Source organism: Chloroflexota bacterium (assembly GCA_014360805.1).
Taxonomy (GTDB): Bacteria; Chloroflexota; Anaerolineae; order DTLA01; family DTLA01; genus DTLA01.
Genome location: JACIWU010000028.1, coordinates 1 through 19,022 on the forward strand (window position 1 = coordinate 1; position 19,022 = coordinate 19,022).

General features: G+C 64.7%; 13 protein-coding genes. All 13 read right to left on the reverse strand.

Annotated features, from left to right (window positions below; translation table 11 throughout):
• Nucleotides 1-294 precede the first annotated feature (294 nt).
• The 13 genes from H5T65_06475 to H5T65_06535 all read right to left on the reverse strand — a co-directional run bounded on the left by H5T65_06475 (nucleotide 295) and on the right by H5T65_06535 (nucleotide 18,990).
• A complete protein-coding gene (locus tag H5T65_06475) occupies nucleotides 295-1,215 on the reverse strand; it encodes a dihydropteroate synthase (protein MBC7258874.1) in 921 nt (306 codons plus the stop codon).
• A gap of 95 nt (nucleotides 1,216-1,310) precedes the next feature.
• Nucleotides 1,311-3,263: a DUF4445 domain-containing protein gene (locus H5T65_06480; GenBank protein ID MBC7258875.1), complete on the reverse strand. Its 1,953-nt coding sequence runs from the start codon at nucleotides 3,261-3,263 to the stop codon at nucleotides 1,311-1,313.
• Between the two features lie 70 nt (nucleotides 3,264-3,333).
• A complete protein-coding gene (locus H5T65_06485) occupies nucleotides 3,334-4,683 on the reverse strand; it encodes an acetyl-CoA decarbonylase/synthase complex subunit gamma (protein ID MBC7258876.1) in 1,350 nt (449 codons plus the stop codon).
• A gap of 31 nt (nucleotides 4,684-4,714) precedes the next feature.
• Nucleotides 4,715-4,930 carry a hypothetical protein gene (locus H5T65_06490; GenBank protein MBC7258877.1) on the reverse strand — a complete coding sequence of 72 codons (216 nt, stop codon included), beginning with the start codon at nucleotides 4,928-4,930 and terminating at the stop codon, nucleotides 4,715-4,717.
• 14 nt (nucleotides 4,931-4,944) lie between these two features.
• The gene (locus tag H5T65_06495) at nucleotides 4,945-5,913 is read right to left on the reverse strand and encodes an acetyl-CoA decarbonylase/synthase complex subunit delta (GenBank protein MBC7258878.1); all 969 of its coding nucleotides are present in this window, start codon (nucleotides 5,911-5,913) and stop codon (nucleotides 4,945-4,947) included.
• Nucleotides 5,914-5,918: 5 nt separating this feature from the next.
• A complete protein-coding gene (locus H5T65_06500; protein ID MBC7258879.1) occupies nucleotides 5,919-6,332 on the reverse strand; it encodes a CBS domain-containing protein in 414 nt (137 codons plus the stop codon).
• A 181-nt stretch (nucleotides 6,333-6,513) separates the two neighbouring features.
• On the reverse strand, nucleotides 6,514-8,799 hold the full coding sequence (cdhC, locus tag H5T65_06505; GenBank protein MBC7258880.1) for a CO dehydrogenase/CO-methylating acetyl-CoA synthase complex subunit beta: 2,286 nt from the start codon (nucleotides 8,797-8,799) through the stop codon (nucleotides 6,514-6,516).
• A 39-nt stretch (nucleotides 8,800-8,838) separates the two neighbouring features.
• Nucleotides 8,839-10,782: an anaerobic carbon-monoxide dehydrogenase catalytic subunit gene (cooS, locus tag H5T65_06510; protein MBC7258881.1), complete on the reverse strand. Its 1,944-nt coding sequence runs from the start codon at nucleotides 10,780-10,782 to the stop codon at nucleotides 8,839-8,841.
• Between the two features lie 36 nt (nucleotides 10,783-10,818).
• Nucleotides 10,819-11,151, reverse strand: coding sequence for a heavy-metal-associated domain-containing protein (locus H5T65_06515; GenBank protein MBC7258882.1), 333 nt, complete (start codon nucleotides 11,149-11,151; stop codon nucleotides 10,819-10,821).
• A gap of 223 nt (nucleotides 11,152-11,374) precedes the next feature.
• Nucleotides 11,375-13,249, reverse strand: coding sequence for a formate--tetrahydrofolate ligase (locus tag H5T65_06520; GenBank protein MBC7258883.1), 1,875 nt, complete (start codon nucleotides 13,247-13,249; stop codon nucleotides 11,375-11,377).
• 63 nt (nucleotides 13,250-13,312) lie between these two features.
• Nucleotides 13,313-14,191 (reverse strand): bifunctional 5,10-methylenetetrahydrofolate dehydrogenase/5,10-methenyltetrahydrofolate cyclohydrolase, encoded by an 879-nt coding sequence (locus H5T65_06525; GenBank protein MBC7258884.1) that lies wholly within the window; start codon nucleotides 14,189-14,191, stop codon nucleotides 13,313-13,315.
• 11 nt (nucleotides 14,192-14,202) lie between these two features.
• Complete coding sequence (locus H5T65_06530; protein MBC7258885.1) at nucleotides 14,203-14,835, reverse strand: cyclodeaminase/cyclohydrolase family protein; 633 nt, start codon at nucleotides 14,833-14,835, stop codon at nucleotides 14,203-14,205.
• A 570-nt stretch (nucleotides 14,836-15,405) separates the two neighbouring features.
• Complete coding sequence (locus H5T65_06535; protein ID MBC7258886.1) at nucleotides 15,406-18,990, reverse strand: hypothetical protein; 3,585 nt, start codon at nucleotides 18,988-18,990, stop codon at nucleotides 15,406-15,408.
• Between the last annotated feature and the right edge of the window lie 32 nt (nucleotides 18,991-19,022).

Sequence of the window (19,022 nt, forward strand, 5' to 3'; positions counted from 1 at the left end):
CGTAGATTATAATCCACATATCGGAGAACGTCAAGGCGCGTGGTGAACTCGTACAGCGCGGGCTTCCGACCAGTCCCGCACCTATTCGCGGCCCCACCGGCCAGCACGGCAGGCAGCATTCGCGGTCTGGAACCCAGCGAAACAGCACAAAAGCCGCGAAAGGCGCAGAAGCCCCTTCGCGGCTTTTCGCCGGTTCCGTGTTCACGGGAATGCCGTGTGCAGGCGCGCCCGCCCCGCCGCTCCCCTCTTCCCTGCCGGCGGGGAAGAGGGGGCCAGGGGGTGATGGGGTAAAGACTACATCTTCAGGTACGAATCCGCGAAGATGATCTCGTTCTTCAGAATCCGCACCGTCTTGTAGATGGCAACCTGCTCCGGATCGTTCATGTCCACCACGGACGGGTCAAAAGGCTCCATGGCCTGGGTCGTGTCGTACAGGTGGAGCAGAAGCCGCCCCACCGGCGTGCTATCGTCGCGGGTCTCAACGATCTGCATGAACCGCATCAGTTCCCGATCCAGCGGGTCGGCGATGGCAGCATCCAGCCCCGCGGCCATCAGCATCACCAGGTAGGTGCGGTTGATGAGGCTGCGGTTCTCGTGCGACACCTGGTTGGAGACGTTGGACAGCCCCACCACCGTGTTGAGCGGCGGCTCCCACAGTTTCATCAGGCGGACGGCCTCCACTGCGTTGGGAACGTATTCCTGCGACCCCGCCACCGTCAGCACCAGCGGGTCAAAGTAGATGTTCTCCACCGGCACGCCGGCCTCCGTGAGTTTCGGCAGGAGAATCTCCATGGCAATGTTGAAGCGGTCCTCGGCGCTCACGGGGATGCCCGATTTCGTCATCGTGAGCGCGATGATGTTGGCCCCATACTTGGCGGCCAGCGGAGCCATGGCGGCCAGGCGCTCTTCCTCGGCTGAAGTAGAGTTGATGAAAGGCTTGTTCTTGCACTTCTTCAGGCCGGCCTCAATGGCGGCGGCGTTGGTCGTATCCAGTGAGAGCACCACATCGGGAATGGCCTCCTGGACGGCGTCCACGATCCATTCCATGATCTCCACGCCCGCCTTTTTCTGGGGGCCGATGTTCAGGTCAATCACCTGGGCGCCGGCGTTCCACTGCGCAAGGGCCACCTTCTGGATGTAGGCGGTGTCGCGATTGTTGACGGCCTCCCGAATCTTGGGCGCAATGATGTGGATGTTTTCCCCGATTATCAGCATGTATGCACCTCCTCGTGTTCTTGTGCGCTTCCGCGCGATTGTGAAAAGCCGATGACCCCACGAACACTGCGAGTGCGCGCGATTTCCGTGCGCAGTTACTTTCCCTGAGACTGGCGGCCTATGCTCTGCAGGAGCCGCATGACCGAAGGGAACGCCGCCGTGTCGGTATGCGGCAGGAACAGCGCCGACGTGAACTGGTCCATGAAGGTGTTGTCCGCGCTCAACTCCAGGTAGGTCATCTTACTGGCGATGTCCACGACCGCCTGGCGCATGTTCGCACACATCAGTGCCGCATAGGCCCCAAGGGCCGACGTGTTGCCCAGATAATGGAATCGGTCCCACGGCATGTCGGGCAGAAGCCCGATTTGGATCGCCTTCTCCACGTCAATGTACTTGCCGAACGCCCCGCCGATGAGCACCTGCTCCACGTCGGCCAGTTCAATCCCCACGCTGCGCGTCAGTACCGAGAACCCCGCGTAGATGGCAGCCTTGGCGCGGATGAGGTTAGCGATGTCCACCTCGGTGATGACGATGTCGGTCTTCTTCGTGCGCGTCTCGGAGGCCCACGCCACCACGTACTCCGGTCCGTGCTCGCCCATGCGGATGCGCGGCGTGTTCAGGGTACGGTTGAGTTTGCCCGCCTTGTCCATCACGCCCGAGATGAACATCTCGGCCAGCAGCGAGATCATCCCCGACCCGCAGATGCCCTCCGGCGGAGCGTCGCCGATGGTACGATAGGTAGGCTCGTAGGTCTTGGCGCTGATCCAGACTTCTTCAATCGCGCCGATTGTCGCCCGCATGCCCGACTGCACGCCCGCGCCCTCAAACGCAGGCCCCGCCGAGCACGCGCACGAGATCAGCCAGTCCGAATTGCCCAGGACAATCTCGCCGTTGGTGCCCACGTCAATGAACAGGCTCAGTTTGTCGGTGGTGTACAGTTTGGAACTCAGAACGCCCGCCGTGATGTCGCCCCCGACGTAGGCGCCCACCCCAGGCAGGCAGTCCACCGTCGCATCGGGGTTGATGTGGATGCCGAGTTCGTGCGCCCGCACCGGCGACGGGTGCGTGATGGTGGGAATGTACGGTTCCAGGCGAATCGCCTCCGGATCCAGGCCGAGGAACAGGTGGGTCATCGTCGTGTTGCCGGCCACCGTCATCTTGTGAATCTCGGTGCTGGCGATGTTGTTCCTGCCGCACAGTTCCTCAATCAGCCCGTTGATGGTCTGCACCACCAGCCGCTGGAGGTGATCCAGCCCGCCCGGCTTCTTGGCGTAGATGATGCGCGAGATCACGTCCTCGCCGCAGGAAATCTGCAAGTTGTACGCCGAGGCCGTGTCCACCACTCGCCCCGCCGCCATGTCCACCAGGTACACGACGTTGGACGTCGTCCCGATGTCCACGGCAATCCCATACAGCGTCTGCGTCTGATCCCCCGGAGCCACGTCCACCAGGCGCGGTGGGCCGTCGGGGTTGACCCACGTGCCCATCTCCAGCGTCAGTGTAACGTCCCAGTTCGCCCCCCGCAGGGCCTTCGCCAGCCTGCGGAGCGTCGGCAGCGCCACCGTCAGGTCGCGGATGTCGTACTGTCGCGCCAGTTCCCGCGACACGCGCTCAAAGTCCGTCGTGTTATCCTGCAGGCTGGGGGGCTCAATCTGCAGATGAACCTTGCGCAGCGTCGGCTTGGCGGCCCAATCGCACGCAGCGGGCAGTTCGTAGGCCCGCTCCGCGCCCCGCTCCGTGGGCAGCCTGCGGACGATGATCTCCTCAATCGGCGGAACGAAGACCTCCAGGTCGCCCAGGACGCGCGTCTGGCATGCGAGGGCATACCCCTGCTCCAGTTCGGTTGCGCTGAGCCTCCCGGTCGCCTTGCGCTCCACATCGCCGCGGGTAATCACGACTTTGCAGCGTCCGCAGCGCCCCTGGCCGCCGCACGGGAGGCTGACAGGCACGCCCGCGGCGATGGCCACATCCGACAGGATATCGCCGGGGCGCGCCTGGGCCACGATCCCCGACGGCTGGAACGCCACCTTGCACGAATTCTCAGGCATCACCACATCCCTGCTCAAGGGGCGAACCTTCCTCCGCCGAGTGCGGGGCGGGTTCGCCTCTTTGGGGTCGCTACTTCCAGACGTTCTTCAGGTAGGACGGGATGTCCACAGCCTCGCGAGGGCCGACGCGCACATCCCACCCGGGCAGTTCTTCTTCCAACTCGCCCGAAATGGTGGCCACCAGGCCAGGGATGACGATCTTCTTGTGGTTGATCCTATCGGGCACGCCAAAGGACTTCACCGCCTTGGCAATTCGCTCGGCGTCAAACTTGCCCGCCGCCCACGCGGTCAGCACCGACATCCCTTCCGCGTCCGTGATGAGTACCCACGCGGGCAGGCCGCTGGCCTCCACCTCGCCGGCCACGCTGAAGTAGGTCAGCGAGAAGTTAGTCGTAACCAACAGCGGCGACTCGGGCTTCGGCGCGTTGAACTCGTACACGCCCGGGCTCACCTGGATGGGCTTCTGCGGGTCGGTGAAGATGTTCAGCCGCAGCGTGAGCAAGATGTAAAGCGCAGCCGGGTCAAAGTGATCCAGGACCACAATGCCGCCGTACTTGGCGATCGCCTGGGCCGCCGCCACAACTTCCTCTTCAAACGAGCCTGCCCCCTCGCCGGGGAAGGCCGCCAGCGGATAGCCCAGGGGCCGGAAGTTCTTCTTCAGGGCCAGGCGGCGCAACTGGGTGAACAGGGCCAGGTTAGCGGCTAGGGTGCGCGCCCCGGGATCCAGCACGATGTTCTCCATGCCCGCCGCCTTCACATCCTCCGCCAGGTTCGCCAGCGCGCCGAGGTCGCCATCGGCTCGCACTAGCACCGAAGCGTTGGCAGCCTTCGCGGCCTTGACCATATCCTGCCAGTTCTGGGCCGTCGCGGGGCCAACCAGGGGCGCAAGCCCGCCCTCTTTCGCCAAGCCCGCCGCGATGGCCTCAGGGTTGTCCGACAGGAGCACCATAGGCCGCTTCGTCTTGGCGCGCACCGTCGCCACGGCCTGGGCGAAGGTTTCGGGGCTGCCCGAGACGTTCTGCACCGCGATGCCGTCCACGAACAGTTCCATGCCCACGCGCTCGGTCTTGAACCCCACGATCTCGGCCACCTTGGCCTCCAGGTCCGCAGTGGGCAGGTTGTCGGGCACGCGCACGAACACGCCCGGCTGGTGGAAGAAGGTCTTCTCGTGGCGGAAAAGCACCGTCTCGTTGCCCACTTCCACCTTATGGTCCGCGCCGCCCAACGCGATCAGCCGGATGGGCGGGGCCGAGGCGGCCTCCAGGGCCTGCTTGGCCTCCTCCGACACATACGGGCATGCCGAAAGTTCGGCCTGCTTGGCCGCCAGTTTCATGCCGAACGCAAGGCAGGTGGGAAACCCGCACTCCTTGCAGTTGGTCTTCGGGAGCAGTTTGTAGATTTCAAGTCCGCTCAGTGGCATCTTGTCCTCCTTGTAGATGAACGTTCCTGGACTATCTTACACTCAGAATGAGCAAGGCCGCGCCGGCGATGAAAAACACCACTGTCCCGATTTGCCGGCGGCGGTACAGGCGGTACAGTCTCTCCGGCGGCAGGCGCAGCGGCGTCGGATCACCCCAGACCAGGTTGGGCCTGAATGCGCTCAGGGTGCTGATGATCAGCAAAACGAGCCCCGCAGCCGCCGTTAGCCAGTCCACCTGCGCAAGCACGCTAAACCTCGCCGCTAGTGCGCCATCAGTTGCTCAATGGCCTTGCGAACGATGGGCACCGAATCGGGATGGCGCAGCGTAACGATATCCGCACCGGCCTCCAGCAGGGCGACCGCCGTTACGGTCTCCCACAGGACGCCGCGCCTCTTCCAGTCGCCCCATGCGGCCGGCACACCCTCGCCCACCTTGGACTCCTTCTGCCGCCACGACTCCTCGCCGGTGAAGCAAATCATGGGCATCTGGGTCATGCTGTCGCCAGTGAGGGCCGCGATGCGCAAGCGTTCCATCACCGAGTAGGTGTATTCCAGGCCGTACCCCAGCGCGCCCGTCGTCGGGTCCATCAGGATGCGGTCGGGTTCCATCTGCATGTCGCTGACCAGAATGTTCAGTTGCTTGGCCAGGTTGACGTCAATGGGACTAGAATTGATGACCAGATGCCCGTGGGCCAGCGCCGCCGCAACAATCGTGCGGTAGTTCTTGTCCTCGCACAGGCCCAACGCCAGGCGCTCGCCCGCGCCTGCCTCGGCCACGGCCACCAACAGTTCGTTGTCCTTCTCGGCCTGGCCCGGCCCACGCACGATGAGCGGCAGCCCGGTTGCCTGGAGCACGGCCTTCGCAACGGCAGCCGCTTGCGCGCCCGTGGTCTCGGTCCCATCGCCGTTGACCCCGCGAAACTTAAGCATAACCAAGTCTGCGCCCAGTGCCTCCGCCTTCTTCGCCCACTCGGCCGGATCCTTCAGCGTGTCGCCCCACGCCTGCAACAAGACAGGAGACCAATCGTTTGGATACGAGTCCTGGATTTCAATGGCAATCACCGGAGGGTGGGGAATGCTTCCCTCAAAATGGAGGAAGGGCAGGGTGGTTTCACCGCCCACCGTTACGGTCTTGGAACGGGTCCCTTTCTGGTCGCGGGTGGCTCCGAGGGTTACTTCTCGGACCTTGCCGGTCCATTTCTCCAGCGGTGTTTCTACGGTAACTGGCATGGATTCTACTCTCCTTTCTCTGAGTCTGGAAGGTTGGCCATATCCTTGACAATATCGTCCATGGTGAGGATACCCACAGGGCGCTGCGGCGCGGGGCGAGCGTGCAGGATGATGAGTTGATGCACGCCGCGATCCAGCATAATCTGGACGGCCGCCTGGACCGGGATATCGGGGATGATGGTGGCGACTTGGGTCGTCATGATGTCTTCGGCGCGGAGATTCGCGAAGGGCTTGAGGTACGCCCGCACCATGTCGGTGCGGGAAATGATGCCGACAAGTTCGCCGTTCGGGTTCACGACGGCTACGGCGCTGGCGCGGTCGCGGGCCATGAGCGCCGCGACTTCCGTCAGCGGAGTGTCAGGAGCGCATGTTACAACCCCCCGGTGCATGACATCACGAACGTACCGCACGCCGGACAACCTATTCCTCCCCACGCAAGAATTCGTCTGCACAAGGATAGCCTGGGAGGCGCCGCCCGTCAAGCGCAGCACAACCCAGGCCTGGCGCAGGCGGTCTTCCGCGACGCGCCATTGGAGCGGTCAGCCATCCGCAGCGCCCAACCGCTGATCGCCCATCGCTGATGGCTGACCGCTTCTGTTGCTAGAACAGCGGCGGCATGGTCAGCGCCGGATGCCCCTTCTCCTCCAGGAAGGGCAGCATCTCATCCACCGTCGTCGCCACGCGCTCGTCCGCGATCTTGTCCAACAGGTCGGGGTCGCCCTCGCGCGCGGCGGCCGCCTTGAGTTCCTCGGCCATCGTCTCCTTGAGGATGGACGACATCCACACGATGCGCTTGAGGCCGCCGTCGGCCGCGATGAACTTGCGGCTCACCAGGAAGTACTTGCCCACGCCCATCACGCCGGGCGTCTGGAGCCCGCCGCCGGCCACCCCTGCCAGCGTGGAGAACGTCATCCCCGCCGGCGTCATGCTCGGATCCTCGCGCGACACCACCATGAACCCGTTGGCCTCGGGCACTACCATCATGATCGCCTCAAAGCAGCCGCACGCCGTCATCGGGTTCTCCATGATGGAGTACATGGAAACCTCTTGTACCGTCCCGTGCGAAGCCGCCTGTACGAACTCGTTCACCTTGTCAAAGTAGCCCTTGACTGGGTCCAGGCACTTCCCCTTGGGGATGGGCTGGTTCGGGCCGGTGGGGTTGATCTGGTACGAAGCCTTGCAGTCCAGCCAGTTATAGGCTCCGCACAGCCCAAGGCGCTCGGGCGAGACCACGCACACGTGGTTCGGCGCGAAACTCTGGCACAGCGTGCAGGAGTAGAACTCCTCCACCGACTCGTCCGTCATATCGGCCAGGCGCTGGTTGCGGTAGTTGTACGCCTCGCGCGCCTTCGCCAGCCATTCCTCTATCTTCTGCGGATCCGTGTAGATGGTTACCTGAATCTTGTCCACGATGGCGCCGAAGTCCGCATGGAAGCGGGCGACCAGAATCTTGCCGAAGTGCTCCAGGTTGAACCCCTTCTCGGCGGCGGCTTTGCTGATGCGGATCCAGGCGATGTCGCGCTGCCCGATGTGCTGGATGCCCGACGCGCCGTTGATGAAGTAGTGAATCTGTCGCTCCAGCACGGGTTCAAAGTCCTCTTGCATCTTGCGGCCCGCCACTTCCACCACGATGCCCATATCCATGGCGCCGCCGACCGGCACGTTCTCAATGCCTGGCCCGACCACGGTAACCTTGCCGTCTTCCACGGCGTCAAAGTCGGTCATGCGCAGGTACTCAAAGCACCGCGCCTTCTTGCCGCCGAACTCAATCCGCATATCCTCGCGGCGCACGCGCTCGCCCTCAAAGGCCGACCCGTAGGGCACGGGGATGGGCACTTCGGTAACCTTGATCTTCACGCCGCGCACTTCAATGCACCGCTGGACGAGGCGCTTGGCCCGCTCCAGGTCATTCTCGCCGGGGATGTCGTCAAACGGCATGGAGATGACGTGCTCGTAGGACGTGATGCCGGTGGGCAAAATCTGCGGAATGACCGTGTCGGCGATCACGGGGAACCCGTAGTTGATCGCCCCGGCCGCCGCTGCGTACTTCAGGTCGTCCACCTCGCCCAGCGCCAGCACGAAGGCGAACACGCGGTACTTGTTATACAGCAGGATATCCCGCGCCATGCCGCCCTTCATCCCGCCGAACGTCAGCGCCGAGCGGGTTGCGAACCCCAACGCGTAGATGGCCGAAATCGTGTCGGTGCCGAACGGCACGGTGTAGGTGTCGTACCCGAGTTCTACGCCTTCCTCCATCAACTGATGGATGATGCTCCGCCCGTTCACGTTGCCGCTGAGGAACACCAGGATGTTGCGCTGCTGCAACTGGCGTACGATCTCCACGGCCACCTCGTTGGACTTGGCGCAGCCGACGATGGCCGCGAAGCCGGGCATGCGCCCGTCCACCAACTGGATACCCCAGGCGCGCAGTTGGATGTCGTCAATGGGGCCGTTGAGCGTGCCCCCGTTCCCCTCGCCCTCAAACTCCGGCGATGTGAAACTGCCGCCCTTGGCGATCTTGCCGCCCCAGGTGATCTTCTCGGGCTGCTCGCCGTAGGCGAAGCGAATGCCCTCAATCAACTCCGCCGCGAACAGGGTGGCGATGCCGGAGTCCAGCGTCTCGCCCAGGTAAGGAAGCCAGACTTGCTCACGCGGAATCGGGTGCAACAGCGCCTTGGCCCGCTCAAGCACCGCCGGCATATCGCCCAGTTTGGACACCTCAATCCCCGTGAGGCCCAGGATGACGGGCAGGTAGTAGGCCGTGTTGGTGAACTGCACCGGCGTGTCCGGCCCAAGTTCCTTGAGCGCCTTGTTGAGCAGTTGCTCCGCCTCATAGACCAGCGCCGTGGCCCCGCGGATGGCTCGTGTGGCTATGTATCTGGACATGCGATTCCTCCTTGAAAGGTGCAGATCATGTGTCGGTCGCTACTTGGAAGCGGCCACGGTCTTCAGATACTCCAGCATAAACGCGTCGCCGCTCTTCCCGAAGCGGTTCGGATCCCACGGAACAAGGCCCAACTTCTCGCGCTTCTTGTCAATGTGCGCCAGCGACTTCTCCAGAATCTTGCGCCAGTCGGGTTCAAACTCCAGTTTGCCGCCCACCTGCGATTCCCAGCCCTCGGTCATCAGCCGAGTAACCACATCGCTGGCGGACACAGGCGAATGGACGCCGAACAGCACGTAGGCCCCCGACGCTACGAAGTACGTCCCGATGGCAATCGCCTTCTCGCACATGTACTCTGGGCAGATGCCCACCGCCGGCAGGTCGTCTATATCCTCGCCCAGGCCGCCCTCGGTTGCCATCTGCGTCAGCACCGTCAGGATGCGCGAGTTGTCCACGCATGAACCCAGGTGCAGCACCGGCGGCACGCCCACTGCCTCGCAGACCTCGCGCAGCCCCTTGCCGGTCGCCGCCCAGATTTCCGGCGACAGCAGCCCGTACTTGGCCGAACCCGTCGCCGCGCAGCCGGTTACCACGACCAGCACGTCGTTGGCCACGAACTCCTTGACCAGGTTGTAGATGCCCTCATCCTGCGGGACGCGCGCATTGTTACACCCCACGACGCCGGCAGCGCCGCGAATGCGCCCCTGCACGATGGCATCGTTCAGCGGGCGGAACGACCCGCGATACACGCCGCCCTGCATGTAGTTGAGATACTCGTGGGAGAACCCCGCGACGATGTTATTCTTGATAGGCGGGATGCGGGTCTTGCCACGGTTCGGGTAGTTGTCAATGGCCGCGCGCACGATGGCCTTTGCCGAATCCAGCGCGCGGCTCTCGTCAAACTCAATGTGCGTCGCGCCAGGAATCTTGGCCTTCGGCGAAGTCGTGATGAGTTTCGTGTGGTAGTTCTCGGCCAGCGACGCCAGCGCCTGCATGATGCACTGCACGTCCACGATCATCGCCTCCACCGCGCCGGTGATGATGGCCAACTCTTGGTGGAGGAAGTTGCCCGCCGGCGAGATGCCGTGGCGCATGAGAATCTCGTTGCCGGTGCAGCAGATGCCCGCCAGATTGATGCCATTAGCGCCCTTCGTCTTGGCGTAGGCGATCAACTCCGGATCCTGGGCTGCCGCGACGATCATCTCCGACAGCGTCGGCTCATGCCCGTGCACGATGATGTTCACCTGATCTTCCTTCAGGACGCCCAGGTTGATCTCGGTGCTGATAGGCGCGGGTGTGCCGAACAGAATATCGCTGATGTCGGTGGCCAGCATGGACCCGCCCCAGCCGTCGGCCAGAGACGTGCGCAGCGAATGGCGCAGGATGTTCTCGGGATCCAAATCCACGCCCTCATGGGTGCGGTGGAGCGTCTCCACAATCTCGCGGTCCACGCCTCGCGGCACGATGCCCAGTTTCTTCCAAATCTCCTGCCGCTTCTTGGTGGCACGGGTTACGTAGGTAACCTGCCCCGTCTGCCGCCCGAAGTTGGCGAGGGCTTCGGTGGCTACGTCCAGCGCGATCTCCTCTTTCGTGCGTCCCTGGGTGGGGATGCCCATATACCGCGCCACGGCGTGGAGTTTGGCCACATCGCGGATGCGGTAGCCCTGCCCCTCGCCCTTGGCCACGTGCAGCAGGGTCATCGCCAGGTCGCGCCCGTGATCCGAGTGGGCCGAAGCGCCGCCGGCCACCATGCGGGCGAAGTTGCGCGCGGCCACGGTGTGGACATCGGCCCCGCAAACGCCGCGCGTCGTCTTGCCCACAAGGCGGCATGGGCCCATGAAGCAAATCTTGCAGCACGCGCCCGTTTCGCCGATGGGGCACGGCTTCACTTCCTCGGCGCGGCTAAAGGCCGTAGAAATGTTCTCCTCCGCAGCGATTTTCAGCATCTCAATGGCCGCGGGGTCAATGGTTTTGAACTCTGTCATTGGGGGTCCCTCCTGATAGCCCACCAGTTGCTGCGATTAGTACTTGCGATGGTCGCCCGACATCTTGAGGTCGGCCAGGTTCGTCTCAGTCATGCGCCCAGCCACAGTGTACCACATGGCGTTGTCTTTGGTCTGCTCCGGATACGTGGGGAGTTCCAGTTCCACGCCAACGGGATAGCCTGCATCGGCCAGGGCCTTCTCAAGCGTGTCGGGGTTCACGCGGTTCGGATCGTAGGTAATGCGGACGGTTTTCCATGCTGAACTGGCGTAGACATCTTCCACGCCGGGGATGCCCAGGAGTGCCTGTCGGACAATGGGCACGTGGTGGTCTGCCCACATTCGCGGGACGCTATACTCAACGTCTTCCATAGCCTTCTCCCTCGCTTGGTTGTGGATGGTGCTGATGGTTTGCCGACTCACGCCGCTAGTCGCGAGCGCACACTTCATTATAACGATTTTTGCGCCGCCCCACAAATTGATTATGTGGGCTTATCTACCAGGGCTATCTGGATAGATTCTTGCCAAATGCGATTGGCATAAGGCCCTGCCGGGCGGGGCCTCCACGCCCACACCCGGCAGGAACAGTCGTGCTCTAGAACAGACCCACGACCCGGCCGGTCTCCAGGTCAAGATCCACGTCGGTGAAGGCCGGGCGGGTTGGCAAGCCGGGCATCGTGCGCATGGTGCCGCACAGCGGGTACAGGAACCCCGCCCCAACGCTCGCCCGCACGTCCACCACCGGCAGCGTCCAGCCGCGCGGCGCGCCCTTCAGCGTGGGATCATGCGTAAACGACAGGTGGGTCTTCGCCATGCAGATGGGCAGGTGGCTCAACCCCAACTTGGTGAACAGTTCAATCTTCGCGTTGGCTTCCTGCGTGTACGTAACGCCATCGGCCCGATAGATTTCGCGGGCGATGGTCTCAATCTTTTCCTTGATGGACATATCGTCCGGATACAGGAAGCGGAACTGCGACGGCTTCTCGCATGCCGCGATCACCGCCTCGGCCAGTTCCGCGCCGCCTTCGCCGCCCTTGGCCCAGACTTCGCTCACAAAAGCGCCCTCGGCGCCCGCCGCAACCGCTGCCTCTCGGATCAAGGCAATCTCAGCCTCCGTATCGGTTGCAAAACGGTTGATGGCCACCACTACCGGCACGCCGAATTTGCGCGCATTCTCCACATGCTGAATCAGGTTGGGCAGGCCCGCTTCCAAGAGTCGCAGATTCTCCTCTTTGTAGGCCTTGTCCAGCGGCTTGCCCGGGACCACAGCGGGGCCGCCACCGTGCATCTTCAGCGCCCGCACGCTGGCGACCAGCACCACGCAGTTGGGCACCAGACCGGAAACGCGGCACTTGATGTTCATGAACTTCTCCATCCCGCAGTCCGCGCCGAACCCGCTTTCCGTAACCACATAGTCGGCCAGTTTCAAGGCAATGCGGTCGGCCAGGATGGAACTGTTCCCCTGGGCGATGTTGGCAAACGGGCCGCAATGGACAAACGCCGGGCTGCCCTGCAGCGTCTGCATTAGGTTGGGCATGACGGCATCCTTCAGGAGGACGGTCATGGCGCCGGCCACGTTGAGGTCCTCGGCGGTGATGGGTTCGCCCTTCTTGCTCGTGCCGATGATGATGCGGCCCATGCGCTCGCGCAGGTCGGCCAGGCCGCTGCACAGCGCCAGCGCCGCCATGATCTCGGACGCCACCGTGATGTCGTAGCCGGTCGCCCGCGGCGGGCCGTCGTTGACGGTCCCGAGGCCGATGATGATATTCCGCAACTGGGCATCGCTCACGTCCACAACCCGCCGCCACTGGATGGAGTACGGGTCAATGTTCAGGCGGAACATCCGCTCGCGGTCCGCGTCGCTCAGGTCCGACGGCCGCTCGGACTTGATGCCCAGTTTCGCCAGGCGTTTCCGCATAGACGGCGTGTACTGATCATCGGGGCATAGCGCCTTGGCCAGGAAGTTGGTGCTCCAGCGCGACTCTTTCTGGATGCGGTTGTCAATGGCAGCGGCCAGCAGGTTGTGGGCCGCGCCCACGGCGTGGATGTCGCCCGTCAGGTGCAGGTTGAAATCCTCCATGGGGACAACCTGGCTATAGCCGCCGCCTGCAGCGCCGCCCTTGATCCCGAAGGTCGGACCTTGCGACGGCTGGCGGATGCACGTGAAGACATTCTTGCCCAGGTAGGCCAGCCCCTGGCTCACGCCGATGGTCGTTACCGTCTTGCCTTCGCCCAGCGGGGTGGGGGTGATCGCCGTAACGTCAATGTACTTGCCGTTGGGGCGATCCTTCAGCCGCTCCAGGACGCTCAGGTGCACCTTGGCCTTGTACTTCCCGTACAGGTCCACTTCGTCCGGCAGCAGCCCGATCTCTTCCATGATCTCGGTGATTGGGCGAAGTTTGGCTTCTTGCGCGATCTCAATGTCGCTGGGTACGGGGGTCCTGCGTTCTACGTTGAGTTGCTTTCCCATAGTTTCCTTCTGCCTCCTTGAGTTTGATTTGCGTCCAATGATCACCTCGTCCGCGCCAGCCCCCTAACGAAGCAACAAGCGGGCCGCCTGCAGGACGTTGAGCATCAGCATCACGTTGGTCATGGGGCCGGTGCCGCCGGGCACGGGCGTGATGGCCCCCGCCACCTCCACCGCCGACGCGAAGTCCACATCGCCCACCATTTTACCATCCACGAAGTTGACGCCAAAATCAATGACCACGGCGCCGGGCTTGATCCAGTCGCCCGTGATGAGGCCAGCTTTGCCCACCGCCGCGCACAGAATGTCCGCCTGGCGGCAGATGCTCGCGAGGTCCGCCGTGCGCGAATGCGCCAGCGTAACCGTGGCGTTCTCCCGCAGCAGGAGCAGCGCCATCGGCTTGCCCACAATGTTGGACCGGCCCACGACCACGGCGTGCTTACCGGCCAGTTCCACCTTGTACCGCTTCAGAATCTCCATCCCGCCCGACGGAGTGGCCGGCGCGAAAAAGTCCAGCACGCCCGCGGGCCGACCGACAGGGGCCACCTGCGCCAACCGCCCCGTATTCACCGGATGCACGCCGTCCACATCCTTCTGCGGGGCGATGGCCTCCTTGACCACGGCCTCGTCAATGCCCTTCGGCAAAGGCTCCTGCACCATGATGCCGTGCACGTTGAGATCTGCCGACAGGCTCGCCACCACGCGCACGATTTCCTCCTGCGACGCCGTCTCGGGGAGAGCGTGGAGCGAGAAGCCCATGCCGGCGCCCTCAAACGTCTTGCGGATGGCGTTGGCATAGGACACCGACGCGGGGTCTTCGCCCGCCCGCACGATGGCCACCGACGGAGCAAACCCATGCGCCGCTTTGAACTGGCCCACCGCGGCCGCCACTTCTTCCTTCAGGGTCTTGGCGAGTTCCTTCCCGTCTAGAATCATCGCGGACATTCTATCTTCTCCTAAAGTTTTGAGACCACGAGATCGTAGATTTCCTCTTTCATCTCGGCCTTGCCTGCCAGGAGGCTTTCCAGCGCAGCGCGCTCGCGCGCCACAAACTCGGCATCCTTGATGGCCGCCAGATTGATGAGGACGTTGAGGGCGGCGGATCGGAGCGCGGCTTCCGCCAACAGCGCCGCCACGCCCGCATCCGACACGGCGCCCACATTCCCCTTCTCTGCGATGGGCTTGCAGAGTTGCAGCACCTGCACGCATGCCTCCGCAATCTGCATGGGCACACGGGTCGCATCGCGGAGAATGTCCTGAATCGCGGCGGTGCGGGCGGCCTTCTGCTCCTCGGTCTCCTTGGGCATCTTGTAAGCAGAAGACAGGCGGTAGTACACGGCGATGTCCTCATCAATGAGCGCGGTGAGGCGGGCGCGCAAGGCCTCCGTTTGCGCCAGGAGCGCCTGAATCTCCCCTTGCACGTCGGCGTACTTCGGCTTGCCCACGGTCAGGTTGCACACCATGCTCGCCAGCGCCGCGCCCAGCGCCCCCACCAGGGCCGCGCCGCTCCCCCCGCCGGGCACAGGAGCCTGCGACGCAAGTTCATCCAGGAACTGCGCAACGGTCTTGTGACTGAACGTTTCGGTCATGTCGTTGCCTCCCATCCAAAGTTGTGCCCAACAAAAAACTCGCGATAGGCGAGCAAGAAGCACGGCGCGGCCTGGCCGCCGCGAACGCGAATGGCCACACCAACTCCCCGACGGACGTCGGTGCAGCGCCCTTCAGTCCGGGCCGGACGGTAGCCTCCATGCTCCATTGGTCGCCGTTGACGGTCTTCTACTTCGCCGATGGCGGTTTCTCAAGGTCGCAAGCCGAAAACACGCGCAGAGCCAGAGCATCTGCATGGGTGCCGGGATTTGCAAGAGAAGCGCCGAGTGCCTCGGGCGCGCATATTCCGGGGGAGAGAAAGTGGGACAGCCGCACGTCCGCGCAGGCCAACATCGTTGCCACAGCGGAGCAAAGGGTGCCAGGTTCCTCAAAACCACCAACTGGCAGCAGAGTCATGGTCCCCCGCTATCGGAGCAGTACACGCGGGCATCCGTGCCCACTTTCACTATTATACCACAACTCTCAAAACTAGGCAACCTGCGCCCGTCGGTGTCAAGAACCCTCCGGCGGAATCACAAGACACCAACTCGCAAACGGGGCAGGACATTCCGCTACCGTCCGACGTCGTGCCGTTCCCAGAACGCAGGCCCGACGTCGGCGTTCACCAGCACGTAGAGGTCGCCCTCGGCGCGCAACAGCCAGCCATGCTCAAAACGCTGTGCCTGCGCCGTAAGTCCGCGCTCGGGTTCCAGCGCCCATCCCAGGCGCTCGCGAAGCCACCGGTTCTCGCGCCACACCTTACCGAAGCCGCGAATCGGCTGAAAGCGCCCAGTTGGCGGCACAATGGCCGGATCGTGGTCGGGCTGTTCGGGCGTCCAGGTGTCGGTGATGGCGTACCAGTCGCCGCCAACGGAGAGGAGCGCGTACACCTCGCCCACGTCCTGCCGCCACAGCATCAGCCCGCCCTCAAAGGGTTCAACGGCCGCGGCGGTGTCGTGGGCGGTCTCCTCCGAGGCCCAGCCCAACGCCTCGCGCACGGTCCGGTCCGAGCGCCACAACGCCGCGAAGACACCATCGGGCCAGTAGAAGCCCGGCGGCGGCTGGAGAAACGCCATGGGCGTCGGCGTGGGCACGGGCGTGGGCGGGGGAGGCGGCGTAAAAGTGGGCGTGGGCGCAGGCGCTTCTGCCCACGACAGTTGGCCCAACCTCAACGGCTCCACGCGCCCGTCCTCCGTCCCCGCCCAGATTCGCCCGTCCGGCCCGAGCGCAAGGCACGAGACGCCGCCCGCGCCGCCTGCCTGCTCCCAGTTCAGCCCGCCGTCGGTGGAACGCAGCAGTCGCCGCTCTTCGCGCCCACCGTAGAACATCTCCGACGCCAGCGCGTACACCGTTCTGCTCGCCCCCCAGTCGGGCGCAAACAGGAACGTGAAGCGGGCGATGATGGACGCCAGCGGTGGCCCCACCGGCTCCCACGTCTGCCCGCCGCCCCGCGACAGGAAGATGCCGCCGTTCTCGGCCGCCGCCAGCGCCACCCCGTCATCGGCGAAGCGCGGCGACAAGGCGAGCGCCTTGACGGAGTACGAGGGCACCGGAATCGCGCCCACGCGCTGCAGGGCGTCCCCGGAGCCGCGGGCCACGTACACCTCCGTGCGGCCGTACTCCTCACCGGTCGCCAGCACCACAAACGCGGGACCGGCGGACGAAGCGACGCGCACCCCCGCCACGTCTGAAATCCGCCGCCAGGCGCGCCCGCCGTCCGTCGTGCCAAACACGCCGGTATCGCCCGCCAGAAGCATCGCCGCCCCATCCTCGCCAAAGTTGGGCGACAGGGCCAGGTCTCGGATGTAGAAATCGGTCAGGCCGCGCGCCCACACTCCCCAGGTTCGCCCGCCGTCGGTGGTGCGGAACAGCCCGCCGGCGTCGTAGGAGCCGTCGGCCGGAAAAGCGAAAAACGTCGCGCGTTCCCCAGGCGCAGGGGCCAGTCGCAAGAGTGCGCCCGCGGCAAACCAACCCTGCACCGGCACCCAAGCGCCTGTCTCGCTCCGAAACACGGGAGAACCTCCCGGCTCGCCGACGGCCGCCAGCATGGAGCCTTCGCCTCCCACCGCCAACTCGCGCACCGGTCGCGGCGAAAGCCCTGCCGGGGACTGCGCAACCACCGGCGAGGGTTGGGGGTCCACAGCCACCACCGTGCCGCTGTTGGCCGACGCCACGTAGAACCGACCGCGGCGTTCGTCCAGCAGCGTAACGTCGGGGAAACGCACCGACAGCGGCCGGAATCCCAACACATCGCCCGACGCCGCATCCACCGCCACCAACCCGCCCCACGCCCGCACGTACACGCGCCCGCGCGCGGAATCCAGGAACACCCGCCCGCCCAGGCCCAGCGTCCGAGTCAGCAGGCGGCCATCCGCCTCCCACGCCGACAGCGTGGCGCGCGGATAACTGGCGGCAAGCCATATGCGCCCTGTCTGCTCGTCCAGCGCCAGGCCGTCCACGAACCGCTGATCGCTCTGGATGGCCGTCTCCAGCCGCGCCAGCGTCTTTGCGTCGTAGATATCCAGCCACGACCGCGCGCCCGAGCCGGCGGCGTTGTTGGTCATGGTAACGAACAGCCAATCGGTCGTCGGCAAGTAGAGGGCCTCTACCGCGCCTGGGGAATAGAGTTGTTGCCCCTCGCGGACGGTGCCGGCCACGGAACCGGCCATCTGGAAGGTGGTCAGGTCCGCGATGAACACGCCTTGATTCGTTACGAAAAGGCGATTCCGCGCGGCATCCACGCTCACCTGGCCGGCCTTCGGGATCTCCGCGACCGCCTCGCCCGTGGCCGCGTCCAGGACAAGCGTCCGGTCCGCGCGAGCGTCGGCCATATACAGACGCCCGCCGTGCAGAGTCATCCGGCCCTCGTGCAGGCGGCCCAGGCCCGCGTCCAGGATTTGCGACGCGCGGATTGGCGTCATGCCTGCGACATCCACCACGTGCAGGGCGCCGGTGGAATCCAGGACGAACAGATGCCCCGCAGCCTCGTCCAGCGCCATCTGCACGACGCTCACTCCCAGATGCAGAATCTTGCCCACCTGCCCCGTGGCCAAATCCACCGTGAACAGCACATCGCCCAGGCGCACCAGCGCGCCTTTGTACACGAACGCGGTGGAGTACGCCAGGTTCGCGTATGGGAGCCTCACCGTGTTGAGCACCGCGCCGGTCTCCGGATCCCGTGCCTGGATGCGCGACCACGGTGCACCATCATAGCCATCCTGGAGCAGAAGGGTCCGACCATCCTCGCCCACCACAAGCCGACTCGTGTGGTACGGTTCCCCCACGTCCCACTGGGCCGCGAAGCCGTCGCCTCGGATGACGGCCACCCGTGCCACCGGCTGCTGCCGCGTGAAAGCCTGCACCGTCGCGTAAACTTCCGGCCCCGCTGGGTTTGCCGTCAGCGCATAGACCTGGGCCCCGGGTTCCAACATGCCCACAAACCCCAGGTCATCGGCGCGATAGACGAACACGCCATTGCTCCCCGAGTCGGAAACGTAAACCCGCCCCGCGCGTGGGTTCACCGCCAGCAGAACATTAGGAGACAGGGCATCGGGCAGAGTTGTCGCCGCCTGCTCCTCCAGCGAAAGCGCGTCCAGGCGGCGCAGGTGCTTCTGGTTTGCCACGTAGAGATGGCCGCCCGCCGCATCCAAGGCCAGCGCGCGCACATCGGCGACCGTGCCCAGCACCTGGCCTACGGGCCGGCCATCCGTCCCCGTCGCCACCACCGCCGCGATCTCGCGCGCGTCCGGCGTGCGCCCGGTGATGTAGAGCCGCGCCCCGTCAGCCGACAGCGCCGCCGACGACATCCAGTCCACTTCCACCGACAGCGGGGCTGTGGCGCGCACCTGGCCCGCTTCCAGGTCAACAACGGCAAGCACGCTGGCATCGGTGCGGGCGTCTCCCTCGTTCCCGACGGCGTACACCAGGCCGTGCGCGGCGTCCAGCGCGCCGGCGAGGACGCTGTACGTATCGCCCGCCGGCACGCCCAAGTCCACCGAGGTCGGCTTCGGGATAGGGGTCGCCGATGGGGATGGCAAAGGCGTGGCGCTCGGAGTCGGCGCGGCCGAAGGCGTGGGCGTTGGCGTGGTGCAACCGACAAGCAGCATCGCGGCGAGCGCGACGGTCATCGCTGCGCGAATCAGACGGGGACGTTTCATCTGGATGCCTCCGTTTCACAGCCGTCCCTGCG

What these genes read in the sequence shown, in the direction of transcription:
- H5T65_06495 (MBC7258878.1), bottom strand. Translation starts at nt 5,913, where the DNA reads ATGCCAGTTACCGTAGAAACACCGCTGGAGAAATGGACCGGCAAGGTC.
- H5T65_06480 (MBC7258875.1), bottom strand. Translation starts at nt 3,263, where the DNA reads ATGCCTGAGAATTCGTGCAAGGTGGCGTTCCAGCCGTCGGGGATCGTG.
- H5T65_06520 (MBC7258883.1), bottom strand. Translation starts at nt 13,249, where the DNA reads ATGGGAAAGCAACTCAACGTAGAACGCAGGACCCCCGTACCCAGCGAC.
- H5T65_06485 (MBC7258876.1), bottom strand. Translation starts at nt 4,683, where the DNA reads ATGCCACTGAGCGGACTTGAAATCTACAAACTGCTCCCGAAGACCAAC.
- cooS (MBC7258881.1), bottom strand. Translation starts at nt 10,782, where the DNA reads ATGACAGAGTTCAAAACCATTGACCCCGCGGCCATTGAGATGCTGAAA.
- H5T65_06535 (MBC7258886.1), bottom strand. Translation starts at nt 18,990, where the DNA reads ATGAAACGTCCCCGTCTGATTCGCGCAGCGATGACCGTCGCGCTCGCC.
- H5T65_06515 (MBC7258882.1), bottom strand. Translation starts at nt 11,151, where the DNA reads ATGGAAGACGTTGAGTATAGCGTCCCGCGAATGTGGGCAGACCACCAC.
- cdhC (MBC7258880.1), bottom strand. Translation starts at nt 8,799, where the DNA reads ATGTCCAGATACATAGCCACACGAGCCATCCGCGGGGCCACGGCGCTG.
- H5T65_06525 (MBC7258884.1), bottom strand. Translation starts at nt 14,191, where the DNA reads ATGTCCGCGATGATTCTAGACGGGAAGGAACTCGCCAAGACCCTGAAG.
- H5T65_06475 (MBC7258874.1), bottom strand. Translation starts at nt 1,215, where the DNA reads ATGCTGATAATCGGGGAAAACATCCACATCATTGCGCCCAAGATTCGG.
- H5T65_06530 (MBC7258885.1), bottom strand. Translation starts at nt 14,835, where the DNA reads ATGACCGAAACGTTCAGTCACAAGACCGTTGCGCAGTTCCTGGATGAA.